The organism is Candidatus Tenderia electrophaga (genome assembly GCA_001447805.1).
GTDB classification, from domain to species: Bacteria; Pseudomonadota; Gammaproteobacteria; order Tenderiales; family Tenderiaceae; genus Tenderia; species Tenderia electrophaga.
The window spans coordinates 1,986,362-2,002,680 of record CP013099.1 but is presented as its reverse complement, the minus strand read 5'-3'; the positions used below and the strand labels follow the sequence as shown (position 1 = coordinate 2,002,680).

The window sequence follows — 16,319 nt, the reverse complement described above, 5'->3', positions numbered from 1 at the left end:
TCAAATAAGTCCCAATATGGGCACTATAGGACCCTTATTGGGTATTATCAAGCCAGGAGGTGTATGATCTTAGAGTTTTTCCAGGGCGATGATTTTTAAATAGAAATGGGAGGTTTAAGCGAAAATTTTGGTATATTTTTAGGCGTTAGTTATTTCATATCAATGGCTTACCTAGGTCCGACCCCAGTCTTCCTAGACATAGCAGGGGCCGTCACTTAAATATTGCCGAGGCATAGTATGAAAAAGAGATCATTGCTTGACTCAAATCCCTATCTGCGTGACCGCGAGAAATTCCGGAAATCATTAATCACTAGCGTATCCAGTTCCACCGCAATTGAAACTGGTGAGCCAATTAACAAGATCGAAGAAAAACTCACTCGCTCGCGCTCTCTTGCGAAGCGAGTAAAACATGCATAAACCTAAGTTAACCGCCCTTGTGTACCATATTGAACCCAAATTTAGTCCAAAACTTAGCCGGGCAATGACGAATATCAGCGTGTGGACTCCGAGTCAATCGGAATCCTGTGAGCGCGAATCCCCGCCACCTGAAGCAGATCGTTGGCGAACTCCACCAGCGGTCGGTAACCCATCGGTGCCGGGCCCCACCAGCGGTAACTGCAAGAATTAAAACCCATCTCAAACTCCACGAGGTAATGGGCACCGTCGCAGCCGGCGATCTCGTCTAACAGTCCCGGAATGCGCGACTCGCGCAACAGGCACAAGCGGTGTTCCACATAGCCGTACCCAACCGCGCGGCGCCTGGGCTTTTCTCGGGTGTAGGTGTCCAAGTCCCAATAGTTAATTACGCACCTGGGCTCCGCCCCGGCCATTAATCTATCCAACGTCATAAAAAATGATCCGTCGGGGAGGCTGGACTGGCATTCAACCCGGGCGATGCTGAAGTCTTCCATCTATCGCTCCTGGCAAGGGTTTGGCGACTTCCCGAACCTGATAAACGAGGGGATATTTTATGCCCCCTCCTTCACCATATATTCCTCCGTCGCTTTTCTCTTTTACCTTGTTATTATTTTTCTATGACGTAAATACGGCATTTTTGCTCAACTTGATGGCGAATCCTCGCAATCTGCCCTTGGTCCAGTATCGTCGGCCGATGCTTGAAAAAGAAACTCGACGGATTCTTTCCATTAAACACAATCACATCACTTTTGCCTTCTCGAGAGACAAACCAACCGGGGATGACGAGCGTTGGGACAGCCTGAACCTGCTCACCGGCCGCCTTATTGAGCCAGTTAGATAACCACTGCGCCTGTAACCGTGCCTGTTCCAATGGCCTGACTTCGGCCGATTGAGGAAACAACAGGCACCTGCCATCAAACACAACCTTTGCGTCGTTTCGGCCATTTCCGGTCATTCGCTTCGAGCGCCCTTTTGTTTCGACGGCGAACACCCCCGTGGGCCCGATGACGATATGATCGATGTTAAAGTTTTCTGCCGGGAAATCGTGATAGACGTAAAACCCGTTGGCCATGAGCGAGTTGAGTTCTTGTCCAACAGCGACTTCACAATCCAGGCCAAGGCGATTTTGTCGTATCTGTGCGCGTAATCGCGTAATTCGATAGCCGGTGTAGATAACAGCGCATATCGCTATACTTCCATAAATGGCTTCGGGCAAGCCGGAAGATGACTTTCGAGCGGCCATTTCCGAGACATAGAAGGCGTAGAGCAGCATGGGCATCATAAGCAACATCATCAACTGCCCCATCAGGTCCAACTTTAGATTATCGACCTTTTCACGTAGCGCATTGCCAGGCCCCCTCAACAGCCCGTGAGTAAGCGGGTGCCGGCGAGCCTGATTCCTATATTTGTCGAAGCGGATCCCTCCCTCGACCAGAACAAACAAGATCAAAAAAGTAATACCAAGAACAACCAATGGCATTACCCTGATTTCGCCGCCCCACATGCTTAATTCCCCCATCAATCATCCTAGTTTATTGAACGTGTTTCGTATTGGCCGGGGATAGCTGCCTGGGTGGCTGAATTAACGTGACGGATGGATGTTTTTATTCCCCCCCGTCTCCTTGTCCACATCGGACTGGCTTGACTGGCATTCCACCCGGGCGAAACTAAAATCTCCATCTGTCGCTCCTCAAATAATTCTGATACTCGTCCATTGACCCCAGCTATCAATCTACCGGGGCGACAAAATAGATGGGTTTTAGGGGCAACAGATTGCGCTTGTCCTTCTCGAGGCAATCATTGTACTCAATCCAGAGTTCCACCAAGCGCTGGTGGTCAATCAAGGTAATCTTACGGCGCTCCTGCGAGCGGCTCAGCTCGTGGGCATCTTTGGTGAAACCACCGGTGGTGACGAAGATGCCGACGTCATCTTCGTTGATCAGCGCAAGAAATGACCGTAATTCTTCGACTGCGATGTTGTCCTTGCGTCGTTTAACCTGAACCTTGATGCGGGGCGGCTTCGTACCCAGCGGATCATTCCAGGCAAGTATATCGATACCGCCATCCTTGCCCGGCGGTGAGGTCCAGGACACATGGTAATCCATGGCCTCCAATAAGGCTGCCACCAAATCCTGCAAACGGTAGGGATTGATAGCGTCAAGGTGTTCGCGAATTTCAGCCCAGGCCTGCTCTTCCGCCTCTTCATATGTCACCCTGGCCTCAGTGGCCTGATCCGCCTCCTCGTCTTGCTCCTCCAACTCATCGCGGGATTTCTTCCAGTCACGATAAAGTCGGGTAGCTTCGCGGGAAAAGGCTTCAGGGGATGCAAATTCCTCCAGCGCCGCCAAGCCCTCGTCAGTAATGGACCAAACCCCTTTGTCCTTACGCATCCAGCCGGCCTTGACCGCGCCAACAGTCGAGAAGCGCAAAATCTTATCAAAACGCCGGCCACCGTTGTCATATTCGCCGCGCTCATGCTCAGTGAGTTCAATCGCCTTGGCGACGCTGGCAATCGCCTCTCTGGCGGGAACGCCGTCAGCGTTGTCTTTCAATATCCTAAACAGGGCTTGCAGTAACACCCCTTTACGCTCGGCCGTTATACCCTTGCTCATGTCACCCCTCCCGTTCTTATAGCTCGATTGTTATCCAATTCTTAGCTATTACGCTTATTTATTGGCGGTTCACATTCCCCAAAATCTACTGGAAATTAATATGATAAAAGTGCCTGAAGCGCTATCTTGAAATCCTTCCGCATTCTATTTCCACCATTTTCGCTCTAATCTCTAAATTCGACAGGAGGCGGGCAGCAATGTCCGATCGACATCGGTGCGATTCTCCCCTGATGCCTCCATCCCTTCAGGAATATCGGCATTTCCACACACCCAGGAGAACGGGCTAAGTGGTGAACCAGTGACCACAATGGGCCTGATTGTTAGAATTTTTCCTTCGAGAATTTTATTTACCTTATTGCCAAATTCTACATGAAAGGCTCCATCTGTCAGCTCAATGCCTCGGACATAATTGCCAAGCAGCAAGTCCGCCGCTGGAATGCCCGCCCCGGCATTGTCCGCCGGAAATTGTCCTCTTTGTTTATAGTACTCAGCGACCATGCTTTTTAACTCACCAACTATCACCAATGACTCCGTCACTTGGGCCCGTGTCGTATAAGTCTGATATGACGGTATGGCAACGCCGGCCAGGATTCCGATAATCGCCACAACGATCATCAGCTCGATTAATGTGAATCCCCTCTGCATCATATTCTCCTTATCTCTTTTCATACTACTTCGCCCATCTTGAATATTGGGAGGTACATTGCAACAATCAACGTTCCCACCAGCAGACCAAGAATGACCTGGACCCACAACGTCAATCTCTCACGCACGATAATCATATACTTCCCGAACATGCTCGATATTTGGTCGCACTGGTATTCGAGCTCGGTTAACAGTGCGCCCATCTGGCCCGCGCTATTCACCGCGGTCCGCCAAAGCCCCAAAGACTTTTGATTCGCATGTTTAAGATTCGAAAACGCCTCCCCGTGTTGAATCGCTGCATCCGCCGGCACCCCCGACTTGTGCAGAACAGTTGAATACTGCACAAACAGAAAATAGCTATAGACATCACTGAGCTTTTTTACCCCGGGGATCCAGCTCGCCAGCCTCGAAAGCGGTCGGAACTGTGCCACGCGCACCCTGATGTGATAAGCACAGAGCACACACACCACCACAAGTAGCGTTAGTATCAAGATCACCACGGGGAAAATACCATTGTCGCCTAACACAAATGCTGTAATCCCAGGCAATGTTCCACCCATTGTGTCGAACATCTCCTGAAACGGCGGCAGCACATAAAAGGAAAAAATCGCGGAAATAGAGATGGCGATCATTAATACAATTCCGAAATACCCGATCAATGAGTTAAACCCACTCCAATAATCTCGGGCTTGCACCACAGCATCGCGCATGCCGCCCTGCGCGCAGGCGAAAAGCTGACTGACATCCTTGCCTTCCGCTCTAACAATTTCAGCAAATTCATTCAATATGCCAAAAGAGCTGTAACCGTAGCCGACAAGATTCACCTGACCGTTACCGGAAGCCATCCGCTCGAGCGCGTTAATACTGCTCTGGTATTTTTCCGGAAGGGTGTCTCTTAAAACCTTGATCGCTTGAGGAAGGGGCTGGTCTCGCTCCAATTGATATGACAGCATCCGACTGACCATCGCCAATTCCTCTGTAGCCGATTCATTTGTAATCATTATTATTTCCTACACACTGTATGCGAATATCGGGTGTCAACAGATGAGGACAGCGGCTCTTTAACGACATAACCCTGCACCGGTTGACTATTACCGCAATACCAACTATTGAATATAAGCCCGCCGCCCGCCTCGTATCTTCCCAAATTAAAGGCTAGATTACCCTCTTCAATGCCTTGCGACTTATATTGCATACCAACATTGATATTGCCTTGTTCATCAACCTCGACCGCCTCAATGCCATCGGGATAATCTTGATCGACCGATAGCGCCCGACTACCACGCCGATCTCCTGTAAACGCTGAATCAATCACAATGTGCGTTTGCACATCTTTGGCAATGTTCATTACCTCGGCCAAGTAGGCATTTGAGAGATAGCGGGGATATATGGTGACGGCAAGACAGGTCAGAAAAACCCAGATCAGGACAACGCTGACCAGTTCAACGAAGCGGCGTTGCCCGTAACCGTAACCTACCCGTCTAATCTTCATTACCGCGATTTACCCCGCCTTAAACCAAGGCGCTGGTTTACCTTATTCACTACCAGCTGAACGTACACCATATCGACCGACATCCAAAGAAACATGGTGAAAAAGATATCGAAATATCCTACAGCAGGCCCGTCTAGCATGGGAAAATCCGGCAAATGGTAAAAGAATGACACTAGGCGGATAAAACCTAGCGCGCCGAGCAATGCAACGCCTTTGATATGCATATTGGAAGCGGTCTCACCGACCATGTTGTAAAGCGAGAAAGCGTAGAGGGGATGGAATATCGCCCGGAATAGCGGCGATATTGTTTGCTCTGCATTGCGCTGGACACAACGCCAGTTCCTGTAATGCCACCAATAAGAATACAAGCTTAGGGTGACGATACTAAGCAACAATACGGTAAGCGGCTGCACCTGGTGATATAACGGCGCCCCTTGACCGGGCGCATAGTATGCAATGTCCTGCTCTTCTACTGCACTAAACATTGGCATGGAACCCGCTCAATAGCAGCTTGACCTTCATGAATACAACTTGGCATAGTCCCGCAAATTGTGTTTCCTATGCGGGCGCGTTCGGCCGCCCATGCCCCCATAAAACACACAAGAAACAACGTCAAACATACCATATAAGTAATTGTTATTATTAATTATATATTGTTAGTATGGGCAATCTAGGCAATTTCCTTGAATGCGTTTAGCTGACCAGTTTTATCCCTGTCATGCCGGCCAATAAATGTTGGTCAATGGAATCATCGCTTTTGCCTCCATGTCCATATTCTCATAGTGACGCAGGATCTCCTTCACCAGGTCATCAAGATCGAGCAACACCAAAGGAATTGCGGCACGCTCGGCCTCATAGCGGGCGTCCTTGGAAAATCCGCCCGTGCTCACATAGAGTCCCTTGTCTTCCTGATGGCGACCACCGAGAAAGCTCCTGATCTCTTGAGACCCCATGGCCGTATTGGGCCGATGTTTGACCTCAACGACAATCCTGGGTGATTCGAACCCAAACCCGTCCGGGGAAGCCACAATGTCTTTCCCCCGATCAGGCCCGCTGGGCGATATACGGGTCTTATATCCCATGGCGCGCAGCAGCCCGGCAACCAGTTCCTGCATCTCCGCCCAATCCAGGCGGCTTATGTTGTCCTTGATGAACTCGCGCGATTTCGCCCTAAGATCTTGCGCCAACGCTTCCGTTTCTTCGGCCTCTTCCTCCGCCTGAACCGCAGGCGCGAATTGTTCGCCCTTCAATCGAGAGAGCATTTCCTCGCAGGCTTCCTGCGACAGCAGAAACAAGGTTGATATGGCCCCCAGAGTATTCCTTGTGGCGGTCGTGATGTTATCTCGCTGCACTTCGCCCATCCATTTAACATCCCGGATGCGCGGCAGCTCCTCGAGCTGTGACGGGGAATACCTGGGCGCCGATGTAATTTCACCGATGTGATAAATGCGCCGGCTGGGATCGTAGGTGACAACATAGTCGCCTATATTTATTTCATTAAGAAATCGGTAGATCTGACCGGAACTTATAGCCACCCTACCATTCGGCATATTTGGCCGGTTTTCTCTCAGAATTGCTGATATCTCATCACGTGAGGCACCGGGATTGATTTCACCTACGGCATTCCAGCCAATGGCGACGACCCTGTTATCTATGAAATAGTCCACATATTCGGCGCCCCGCCCAGCTCTTACCATCCACATATTTTTCATAAAACCCACCCCCAGCATTTACTCACAAAGAAATCAGGCGCCCATCAACCTTTTCAAGCTTTCCTGCATCGCCGCTTTAAACGCAGCATCATTTGCAATCAACTTATAAAGCTCCATTTCACTTCTACGATTTTCAAGCATTACATCTGTAAAAATTCTTTCAAATGCTAGCTCTCGAGTATGAGAATCACTATTATTTTTGTACTTTTCTTCAAAATCAGGATGTGCCTTTATTCGATCGGCAATGCTCAAAAACTTAACCCTTTGCTCCTCTGGAGTCGCACTCCACCCCTGGAACCAGCGTTCGTTAAAAACACGTATTATTTCATCCAATGGATCGTGCTCTTCGTCTTCGCCGTGAGTCCCTCGTGGATTCGGGTTCTGTGGTTTCAGTTCAGTTTCACTACCATCCAAGCCGATACTTTGATTTAGCTTTACGCGCTGAAGACCATACGATGATAAATCTACAGATTCCAATAACTCATCTATCTTCTCGGTGGTAGGGTCTTTAACAATAAGCTTTGGAATCAGAAACTTAAGGAACCAAAACAGCTTCTCCCATACCACTATTTCATAGGGCATTATCGAGGCCATCTGGCCATATATCTTCACAAACTGCTTAGCCTTGATCTTGAAATCGGCTTTTTCGTCCTCTTCCAGATCAAGCTCAATATTGAATCGAGCGGCGGCAATGTCGATAATCGGACTGAGTTTTTGAGCATCGGCATTATCGAAATAAAGCTCTATAAACTGTTCCACCTCATACCACTCATACACCCCCTCATCATCAAGCGCCTGTTTTAGCTCATGCAGTACATTAACGTCCGTCGCCTCAGATAATGTCGTCGCGGTATAGAAAGGGTCAAATGCAGTTTTTATATCCTCAACCTGATTGAAAAAATCGAGCACAAAAAGATCCTCTGTCTTCTTACCCCATCTCGGCGCGGCCCGATTCAGGCGAGAAAGCGCCTGGACAGCCAAAACACCTTGAAGTTTTTTATCCACATACATGGCACAAAGCTTGGGTTGGTCAAAACCAGTGAGATATTTATTTGCCACCACTAATAGGCGGTATTCATCTTTATCGAAGTGATCACGAGTATCATTCTCAGAAAAACCATTCATATCGGCTTCACTGTATTCCACACCACCCACTTCTTTAGTGCCTGAAAAAGCAATCACGGCTTTTAACGGATTACCACGTTCGTCGAGAACCCTATTGATCGCATGAAAATAGTGAATAGCGGTTTCAATATTTTGAGTAATCACCATCCCCTTGGCCTTACCCTTTAACTTTTTACTGTTCACCACTTGAGAAATAAAGTGATCCAACATCACTTCTGCCTTGGTAGCAATGGTCTGTTTTTCCCTCTCTACATAGGCTCGCAGTTTTTTCTGTGCTTTCTGAGTGTTAAAAAGCGGGTTATCTTCAATAGACTTCTGGATTTCGTAATAACTTTTATAGGTGGTGTAATTAGCCAACACATCGAGGATAAAGCCCTCCTCTATGGCTTGCTTCATAGAATAGAGATGAAACGGCTTAAAGCTTCCATCCGCCGTTTTTATGCCGAACTTTTCGAGGGTGGTATTTTTAGGTGTCGCAGTAAAGGCGAAATAAGAGGCATTGCCACGCATTTTGCGGGACTTCATCGCCTCCAGAACCTTATCCTGAGCATCGACTAAATCGATATCTTCATTTTTACCCATGGCCTGATTCATCCGGTCATGGGCCAAGCCGCTTTGTGAACTATGGGCCTCATCAATAATCACGGCAAAGCGTTTATCACTCAGGTCATCAATACCATCAATAATGAACGGAAATTTTTGAATTGTGGTAATGATGATCTTCTTGCCCTGCTCCAGCGCACTTTTAAGTTCGGAAGATTTGAAGGCCGGGGCGATGATATTTTTGACCTCTGAGAATTCCTTTATATTGTCGCGAAGCTGCTTATCCAACAGGCGGCGATCCGTCACCACAATCACTGAATCAAACAGTGGTTCTTCCAATCCCTTGGCGCCTGGTGTATCCATACCGGCCGGATAGGTTTCAATCAGTTGATAAGCCGCCCAGGTGATGGAGTTGGACTTACCCGAACCGGCCGAGTGTTGAATCAAATAGGTCTGCCCAACCCCCTTCTCACCGGCATGGGCCACCAACTTACGCACCACATCCAGCTGGTGATAACGGGGGAAGAACAACGCACGCTTGCTCAGTGGGTCCTTACTGCTACCATCCAGGCGCACAAAGTGCTGAATGATATTGGCGACACTCTGCTTACTGAACACCTCCTGCCACAGGTAAGCGGTTTTATGGCCGTCACGGTTGGGGGGGTTACCGGCACCAAAGTTGTGTCCCTTATTAAAAGGCAGGAAGAAAGAGCCCTTCCCAGCCAGCTTGGTGGTCATGTAGACCTCATCCGTATCCACCGCCATGTGTACCAGGCAGCGGCCAAACTGCAGTAGCGGCTGTGCAGTGTCTCGGTTATCACGATATTGCTTCTGGCCATGATAACGGGCAGTCTGGCCGGTCCAGGGGTTCTTCAACTCCAGCGTGGCAAAGGGCAGGCCGTTGATAAACAGCACCAGGTCGATCTCTTCCAGAGTGTTGGCCAGCGAATAACGCACCTGGCGGGTGGAGCTGAAGATATTGGCTTTGAAGTTCTGCTTGACCGCATCGGAGCTGCTGGCCAGAGGAGCCGGATACATCAGATTGAAAACGGCATCATCCACCGCCAGCCCCTTCTTCAACAGATGCAGCAGGCCGTACTTTTTCACCAACCGGTCGAAACGCTCGAGGATCTTGCGCTGCCAGTCATCACCCTGCTTTTGCAGCTTCTCCAGCTCATCGTTCTGCGTATTCGCAAGAAAGGCCCAAAACTGCTTGGTGTCTATGGCATAGGCGGCATTAAAATCGTGGGGCGAACCCAACTGGTAGCCATGGTTTTGGCTAAAGGGTACCTCGCCCCCCTCCGCAACCTTGCCCCGCTCCTCCAGACAAGTGCCGGTGAGGTATTTCTCTATCGCCGCTTCCAGCGCTTGCTCATTGGTTTGACTGACCATATAACCCCCTACTTCAAAGCCTACTAACGGCTCAACATATTCATAATAAGCCGGATCAATATCTCTTTCTGTTTCGGATCAGACTCCGCCACCAGCAGCGTCAAGGCCGCCAGACCGGTATCGTTGATCACCGCCTCCCCCCTGTCGTTGAACAAACGGCCATTGCGGTGCAGAAAATCGACAAACAGAAATGCACCACTGCGCTTGTTGCCATCAGAGAAGGGATGATTCTTCACCACGAAATAGAGCAGATGGGCCGCCTTGCTCTCCACGGTGGGATACGCCGGTTCTCCAAACACGCTCTGATCCAGATTGCCGAAGATACTCGCCAGGCCATCCTCACGCGGGTTGGCAAACAGCGCCGTGGCCTCACCCCGCACCATCAGCTGCTGCTTTAATTCCCCCAATGCCTGCATTGCAACATCAGGACTAGGCAAGGCGCCACCACGCTGCCCTACAGGCTCTTCCAGCAGGCCTTCGTCATAACGCTGCAGCCAGAGAAAGGTGTGGGTATAACGGCTGACGATCTCCACCAGGCCACGGCCGGCATCGCTACGCAGCTCCGGCGATTGGGCCGCCTTTTTGATCAACGCCAGCGCCTGCTCCAGCTCAGCCGCATTTTTTTCAAAGCGCTGCTGGTTGAGGGTATAGCCACGGGTGAGGTGTTCCTTCAAGGTTTGTGTGGCCCAAATACGAAAACGTGTCGCCTGAGTAGAGTTCACCCGATAGCCCACCGAAATCACCATATCGAGATTGAAATGGTCTACACTCCTGCGCACCTGCCGCCTCCCCTCCTGGCGAACTATTTCCATTTTGGAAACAGTTGCCTCCTGCTGCAGCTCGCCGCTGGAGAAGATATTTTTTATATGCTTCGAAATAGCCGGGGTATTCACCCCAAACAGCTCGGCGATCTGGGCTTGTGACAGCCACAAGGTCTCCCCCGCCAGGCGAACCTGAATCTCGGTCTGCCCATCCTCAGATTGGTAAATCTCGATTTGACCCTGATCAGTCACCACATCTCCCCGTTAAGCGGCTGCTTCCCGATTATCCACCACCCCCGGCACTTTGATCTTGCCAGTTACCGCGCTGTTGATGAGGGTGACTTTGTACTCTTTGAGGCGCTCGATCTGCTGTTGTTGCAGGGCGATGGTCTGGTCGATTTTGGCGGATTGGGTTTCGATGTGCTTAGCGATAGCATCCTGCTCTTCAATAGGTGGAATCATCAAATCAACCAAAGAGAAATTCTCAAAATTTAAATCCTGGCCATCTCGAATAAAGTTAGCCGTTGTTTGAAGCGCTGAAATGTATCGAGAGCACTTAAACAAATAGGCGTAGAAACCTGCACTAATTTTCTCTAACGGGCGAAGCACTACGTAGGAGGATCGAATACAACCTTGCGCCCATGCACGCTCAAGCCCACCTTGAAAACTTCTCATGCTTATAACGAAATCATCAATCTCCACATGCTTTCGCTTTTCCAAATGAAGTGTGACCTTTGTAACTTTGCGTCCAATCCGATCTTCGTAAACATCCTGCGGTATTACGCCATAAGCCTGAGTAGCGGATAGTTGGATATCATCCTTCCTAGCCAGTTCTTTCCGTTGAGTAAAAACAAACTTACTTCTTCGTACCTCCCAATGCGCCGGTATCTCCCCAATCCATTCAACGCCGGAGTCGCGCAGGGGGGCGTGGGGATTTAGGCCGCGGGTGACGGCGTTTTGGATGAGGATCTGTTTGCGCTCTTTGAGCAGGTCGATCTGTTGTTGTTTGATCTGCACCGCCCGGTCGATCTGCGCGGTTTTGCGATCCAGGTAGGTGGCGATGGCGGTTTGTTCTTCAATCGGAGGACACAGCAAAATACTATTCGCGATGTGGCCAAAATTGATTGTTTGCCTGACACCCGAGCCAAGCAACTTCATATAAGCCACATCATAACGATGGAGTAAATATTTGAAATACTCTCGACTGATACCTTTATAGTTTTTCAAAACAATGTAGCCTGCGCTGACAACCACATTGATCTCAGACAATCCAATTCTAAGGCTTTTCAAGTCATAGTTAAGATTCAGCGGATTAACAAGATACTCTCCTACGCAAACCTCTTGATAAGACTTTTTGGTAGACAACGGTATTTTCTCGTCGTCCTTCTCAACTACTTCACCAAAGCTAATAGAACCACACGATAGCTCCATATTCGGCGTGTGCTTCTTTTCATAAAACAGGTGTTTTAGCTTTCTCTCTTTCCAGTGTGTAGGAATACTTCCGATCCAATCCTCTTGAGAGTCCTTATACCCCTCATAACGGGGCATCGCCTTGATCGCTTCAAGCATGTTCGACTCCCGTGACATCCTCTACCTCCACACCCAGAATCTCGGCAATCAGCCCTTCGGCTTGTTGTTCAAGTGCAATAATATCCTTGGCTACCGCTTCCATGCTGCGCAGGGGTTTGTGGCGGTAGAAGTATTTGTTGAAGCTGATCTCGTAGCCGATTTTGGTGGAGTCGAGGTTGATCCACGCCTCACTCACATGGGGTTTTACTTCGGCCAGGAAGTAGCGGTGGATGTTGTCTTTAAGGGGCACCGATTCGCTGTCGCGCAGGTCGGAGTTGGTTTCGTAGGTGAGGTATTCGCCTTTTTTATCGGTCTTGTAAAAACCGAAGTCGGCCAGCTGGCTCTCTTCACAATCGAGGCGGTGCAGCAGTTCGTCCAGCTTGTCGCCTGTGAGTTTAACGACCTTTTTGATCACCTTGGCGGCGTTCTCGTCATACCAACTCACGGCGTTGAGAATGGCACTTTTCTCGGCGGCGCCCAGTTTGATCTTCTGTGCTTTTAGCTCTGCATCGACCTGTGCTTTAAAGGCGTTGAAGTCATCGTATTCGGCTTCACCGATGGCCTGCATTAGGGTGGTGGCAGCTTCGACTAAATTGAGTTGTTTTTGCCAGGTGTCCACACTCAGTAGCTTCTTGCGGTTCTTTGCATTCAGTGAAATTTCATTCTCTTCACACCAGGCGAGTATGGCCTTTTCGTGCTGTTTGAGGGTCGCTTTTTCGTAGATGGCATCGCCGTATTGCCCATAGGCCCACTGCATGGGTTCGCGCAGGGCCTTGTCAAACCGTAGTGGGGCAATGCGTTCGGCAGTGAACTGGGCCTTGCGGCGATCGGGGCGTTCGATGTTGACCTTGTAGTAGCCGAAGTCACTGTTGTCGAATACCTGTGCGGCAATGCCCTCTTCATCCGCACCACGCTCTTGGCTGGCCAGTTGCAGGTAGCAGTCGGTGATCTGTTGAATATGCTCGGGTGAAAATTCGCAGTTTTTGTTGCCGAGATTTTTGCGCAGCTTGCGGTAGAGCTGCCCGGCATCGATCAGTTGCACCTTGCCCTTCCTCGCCTCTGCCTTGTTATTGGAGAGCAGCCAGATATAGGTGGTGATGCCGGTGTTGTAGAAGAGGTTGTTGGGCAGCTGGATAATCGCTTCCAGCAGGTCGTTCTCAATGATGTGGCGGCGGATGTTGCTTTCACCACTGCCGGCATCGCCGGTGAACAGTGAGCTGCCGTTGTGGATGGAGGCGACGCGACTACCACCGGGGCTATTGGCGAGGCCTTTCATCTTGCTCACCATCTCCATTAAAAACAACAGTTGGCCGTCGCTGGAGCGCGGGGTGGCGTCGACTGTCTCTTCATTGCCCCAATAATCTTTGAGTTTGACCTGAAAGCGCGGGTCGATGACATCGGAGCCATCCTTGATGAACTTCTGCTCGCTGGCCCAGCTTTTTCCGTAGGGCGGGTTGGAGAGCATGAAGTCGAAACGGGTACCGGCAAATTCATCGGTGCTGAGGGTGGAGCCGGATTTGATGTTGGCCGGGTTGTTGCCCTTGATCATCATGTCGGACTTACAGATGGCGTAGGTCTCGTCATTGATCTCTTTGCCGTAGAGGTAAACATCACCTGTCGCTTTGATCGCTCCTTCCGGGTCGGTGATGAAGTTTTGCGATTCGGTGAGCATACCGCCGGAGCCGCAGGCGGGGTCGTAGATGGTCATGACCGGCGGTAACTTGCCGTTGACGGGGTCAAAAACAAGGTGGGTCATTAATTCGATTACCTCGCGTGGGGTAAAGTGCTCCCCGGCCTCTTCGTTGTTCTCTTCATTGAACTTGCGGATCAATTCTTCAAATACATAGCCCATGCCCAGGTTGCTCAGGCCGGGCAGGCGGTAACCGTCCGGGTCTTCAACATCGTTAGGGGTTAGGTTGATATAGGGTGAGGTGAACTTTTCCAAAACATCCAGCAACACGTCCTTGGCCGCCATGTGGCGAATCTGCGCCTTGAGCTTGAAGCACTTGATTATCTCTTTAACGTTGGCGCTGTAGCCGTTGAGATACTCCTCCATATTGGCCAGTAGGATCTGCTGGTTGTTGGTGGCGGTTTTGGCGATCTGGCTGAGGGTCCATTTGCTGGTGTTGTAGAAGACGTAGCCGGAGGCGTCTTGGAGGCCGTTGTCGTCCAATTCGGTGAGGCCCAATTCGAATTGCTGGAACTGAAACTCTTTTAATACCTTCTCTTTGGTGGGTTCCAGTAGGGTGTCGAGGCGGCGCAGCACTACCATGGGCAGGATGACATCGCGGTATTTGCCGCGCACATAGACATCGCGCAGGCAGTCGTCGGCGATGGACCAGATGAAGGAGACGAGTTTGTTGTGTACGGCGTGGTTCATAGTATTCCTACTGCTTATTTTTATAAATTCGACGGGTACAAGGGTACGCCGTTCGCCAGTTGTTCAAGCAATGACGGCATGATGGTTTGAAAGTCCGGAATTGGCATCCCCCCTCCCCCGGGCCCAGTTTGCGGTTGGTGTGGTACCAACACTATTAGAATTGAGCGATTTAATCTTATAGATGTAAAAATGCCACAAATATCAAATAAATAACAGTGGCTTAGTGGCTTTCTCTTAGGCTGGGATTGGGGCTGGTGATGGCCGTGGAGCTGGCTTGTGGTTGTGGTATTCCTGCAACCTTGCAGATCAGCACCAGGAATTAACCATATATTTACATAAAATACAGTAAGTTACTGTTAATTATTGAGCATATTTCTAAAGGCTGATTTGTCGCCGCCAGGCGGGTTTGCTGGCAGGTGGTATGCATTACGCCAACCAACGTGGCGCTCAGGCGGCACGCTTTTTCGTGACGGTAAGCTTGATCTGCTCCGATTGTTGCAAAGCCTGGATGATGGTGAAGAGTCGCTCTGCTGTTGGGTTGCCACGTGGCCCCAGCATACGTTGCAGACTTTTTGTGGGAATGCCGGTTGCCTTTTCCAGACCGTCAAAGGTGATAGTGGCGTTGACGTAGTCACGCAGCATGGCCTTGCCGGTATCGAGCTCGCCGGCCAGGAGTTCATTTAGCGCTTCGATAAGCATGGCGGCGCGAAATCGGGCATCGCTCTGCGCGCGGGACCAGACGGTTTCACGAAATTTGCGTGTGATCGGCATAGCAATTACCTCTTTTTGCGCGCCTTGTACTCGCGCCAATGCTTCTGGGCCAGCCGAATATCGGCATTTTGCCCCTTCTTAGAGCCACCACCAAGCAGGATGATCAACTCTTTTCCGTCCTGTCCGAAATATACCCGGTAGCCAGGCCCGTGATCGATTTTGTATTCAGCCACACCCTGGCCGACCGATTTTACATTGGAGAGATTACCCTGCTCCATTTTGTAAAGCGCTGTCGTTATCTTTGCTGCTGCAACAGCATTAAGCCGCTTAAACCAGCGCTCAAATGGCGATGTGCCATCTGCTTCCAGGTACTCGACAAGTTTCCGTAGCGACATATTAATAGTAACTTATACGTTACTATTGTCAAGCAGCTTTTTGCGAGTCTGATCCCAGGAATGCTGATCTGATGTTTTGGTTACAAAACTTGGACATGATACAAACTCCCCCCGGAGCCAGTTTGCGGTTGGCGTGATACCAACACTTATTAGAATGGAGCGATTTAATCTTATAGATGTAAAAATGCCACAAAAACTCCACAAATAACAGCGATCCCGCCCCACTCGCTCGGCTATTCATGCCCCCACTGATAGCGCACTTTCAGGTCCTTGCAGTGGGTTGTGGGCAACAACCCTTTGTGTTGCAGCTGTCCGACGACAATGCCGGGGGCGATGCCCACGTCATCGGCAAAGCGGCAAATGGCGGCCTTGCTGAAGGGTGCTTGGGCGGTGAAGGCGTTAAAGGCCTTTTTGGGTGGCAATTCCTGCCCGGCAAAGCCCACCGGCATGCCGAGGGCGCGTTCCAGCTTGATGGTAGTCTCGGGAGTGATGGCCACCCTGCCCACCCCTTTTTTTATATCGATAACCAATTGAATTATCAAAAGTTATTTCATAATCCTGCAGG

Annotated in this window: 15 protein-coding genes; all 15 read right to left on the bottom strand. The window is 50.1% G+C overall.

What is annotated here, in order from left to right:
- Positions 1–491: 491 nt before the first annotated feature.
- Positions 492–911 carry a hypothetical protein gene (locus Tel_09185; GenBank protein ALP53313.1) on the bottom strand — a complete coding sequence of 140 codons (420 nt, stop codon included), beginning with the start codon at positions 909–911 and terminating at the stop codon, positions 492–494.
- Positions 912–1,024: 113 nt separating this feature from the next.
- Complete coding sequence (locus tag Tel_09180; protein ALP53312.1) at positions 1,025–1,936, bottom strand: hypothetical protein; 912 nt, start codon at positions 1,934–1,936, stop codon at positions 1,025–1,027.
- Between the two features lie 208 nt (positions 1,937–2,144).
- Positions 2,145–3,029, bottom strand: a complete 885-nt coding sequence (locus tag Tel_09175) for a restriction endonuclease (protein ID ALP53311.1) — start codon at positions 3,027–3,029, stop codon at positions 2,145–2,147.
- 171 nt (positions 3,030–3,200) lie between these two features.
- Positions 3,201–3,674 (bottom strand): pilus assembly protein PilA, encoded by a 474-nt coding sequence (locus Tel_09170; protein ID ALP54800.1) that lies wholly within the window; start codon positions 3,672–3,674, stop codon positions 3,201–3,203.
- Between the two features lie 20 nt (positions 3,675–3,694).
- A complete protein-coding gene (locus Tel_09165; GenBank protein ALP53310.1) occupies positions 3,695–4,675 on the bottom strand; it encodes a hypothetical protein in 981 nt (326 codons plus the stop codon).
- 2 nt (positions 4,676–4,677) lie between these two features.
- The gene (locus tag Tel_09160; protein ALP53309.1) at positions 4,678–5,166 is read right to left on the bottom strand and encodes a hypothetical protein; all 489 of its coding nucleotides are present in this window, start codon (positions 5,164–5,166) and stop codon (positions 4,678–4,680) included.
- Complete coding sequence (locus Tel_09155) at positions 5,166–5,657, bottom strand: hypothetical protein (GenBank protein ALP53308.1); 492 nt, start codon at positions 5,655–5,657, stop codon at positions 5,166–5,168. The genes Tel_09160 and Tel_09155 overlap by 1 nt, the downstream gene beginning before the upstream one ends.
- Positions 5,658–5,882: 225 nt before the next feature.
- Positions 5,883–6,869: a restriction endonuclease gene (locus Tel_09150; GenBank protein ID ALP54799.1), complete on the bottom strand. Its 987-nt coding sequence runs from the start codon at positions 6,867–6,869 to the stop codon at positions 5,883–5,885.
- A gap of 42 nt (positions 6,870–6,911) precedes the next feature.
- A complete protein-coding gene (locus Tel_09145) occupies positions 6,912–9,938 on the bottom strand; it encodes a DEAD/DEAH box helicase (GenBank protein ID ALP53307.1) in 3,027 nt (1,008 codons plus the stop codon).
- A 23-nt stretch (positions 9,939–9,961) separates the two neighbouring features.
- Positions 9,962–10,951, bottom strand: a complete 990-nt coding sequence (locus Tel_09140) for a cytochrome C (GenBank protein ALP54798.1) — start codon at positions 10,949–10,951, stop codon at positions 9,962–9,964.
- A 12-nt stretch (positions 10,952–10,963) separates the two neighbouring features.
- Entirely contained in the window at positions 10,964–12,247 is a 1,284-nt protein-coding gene (locus tag Tel_09135; protein ID ALP54797.1) for a restriction endonuclease subunit S, read from the bottom strand.
- Between the two features lie 13 nt (positions 12,248–12,260).
- Positions 12,261–14,648, bottom strand: a complete 2,388-nt coding sequence (locus Tel_09130; protein ID ALP53306.1) for a DNA methylase — start codon at positions 14,646–14,648, stop codon at positions 12,261–12,263.
- Between the two features lie 447 nt (positions 14,649–15,095).
- Positions 15,096–15,419, bottom strand: coding sequence for a transcriptional regulator (locus Tel_09125; protein ID ALP53305.1), 324 nt, complete (start codon positions 15,417–15,419; stop codon positions 15,096–15,098).
- Positions 15,420–15,424: 5 nt separating this feature from the next.
- Positions 15,425–15,754 (bottom strand): addiction module protein, encoded by a 330-nt coding sequence (locus Tel_09120; GenBank protein ID ALP53304.1) that lies wholly within the window; start codon positions 15,752–15,754, stop codon positions 15,425–15,427.
- A 233-nt stretch (positions 15,755–15,987) separates the two neighbouring features.
- Positions 15,988–16,296 carry a hypothetical protein gene (locus Tel_09115; GenBank protein ID ALP53303.1) on the bottom strand — a complete coding sequence of 103 codons (309 nt, stop codon included), beginning with the start codon at positions 16,294–16,296 and terminating at the stop codon, positions 15,988–15,990.
- Positions 16,297–16,319: the final 23 nt, after the last annotated feature.